Origin of the sequence: Lentilactobacillus parakefiri (genome assembly GCF_002157585.1) — a bacterium.
GTDB lineage: Bacteria > Bacillota > Bacilli > Lactobacillales > Lactobacillaceae > Lentilactobacillus > Lentilactobacillus parakefiri.
This window is the reverse complement of sequence record NZ_BDGB01000009.1, coordinates 4,094-4,864: the sequence shown is the minus strand read 5'-3', so window position 1 is coordinate 4,864 and position 771 is coordinate 4,094. Positions and strand designations below refer to the sequence as shown.

Below are 771 nucleotides of genomic sequence, written 5' to 3'. Positions count from 1 at the left end.
TTTTTACATGCCAACTCGTTACGACAAAGAATTCAAACAAAACATCATCAACCTATATAAACAAGGCGAATCAGCCGCCCAACTGGCCAGAGAATATGGCATTGGCTATTCAACCGTTCATAAGTGGATCCAGGGCCAAGCCAAAACTCAATCCGGTAAATCGCCAGACGAAATTAAAGCGATGGAAAAGCGGCTGGCTTCCCTGTCTGAGGAGAACGAAATCCTAAAAAAAGCCCTGGGCTTCCTTGCGCAGAAGTAACCAATATTTTTGATTACATTCACCAAGAAAGCCATCACCACCAGGTAACTAAGATGTGCCGAATCCTCGGTGTTTCCAGAGCTCAGTATTATCGTTATCGATCCCCCAAGCCTTCAAAACGCCGGGCCGAAGATGCGGACTTGAAACAACGGATTCTGCGGATCTTTGCGGAATTCAAGCAGCGATACGGCGTTATGAAGATCCACCATGAATTGAATCTGGAACTTCAACCACTGCAGCGTCGGTGCAGCCCAAGACGGATTTCCCGGCTCATGAAGGAACTGGATATCCACTCCGTTACCGTCAATAAATGGAAAGCGGCTTCGGCTCCCAAAACCAAGGTTGAACAGCGTCCCAACTTGCTTAAGCAGGATTTCTCGACCACTGGTTTAAATCAAAAATGGACCGCTGATATGACCTATATTCAAACGAAGCGTAATGGCTGGTGTTACTTATCAACCATCATGGATCTGCACTCAAGACGAATTATCGGCTATTCATTCTCAAAAAAG

The 771-nt window shown here is 45.9% G+C and carries 1 protein-coding gene and 2 pseudogenes; all 3 read left to right on the top strand.

Annotation, left to right across the window (positions count from 1 at the left end; all coding sequences use genetic code 11):
* Positions 1–259, top strand: a 259-nt coding sequence (locus LPKJCM_RS14080) for an IS3 family transposase (protein ID WP_021210853.1), incomplete at its 5' end; no start/stop codon positions are given.
* Between the two features lie 53 nt (positions 260–312).
* Positions 313–558: pseudogene (locus LPKJCM_RS14075) on the top strand (IS3 family transposase); the annotation flags it as partial.
* Positions 559–591: 33 nt separating this feature from the next.
* A pseudogene (locus tag LPKJCM_RS14070) lies at positions 592–771 on the top strand (DDE-type integrase/transposase/recombinase); the annotation flags it as partial.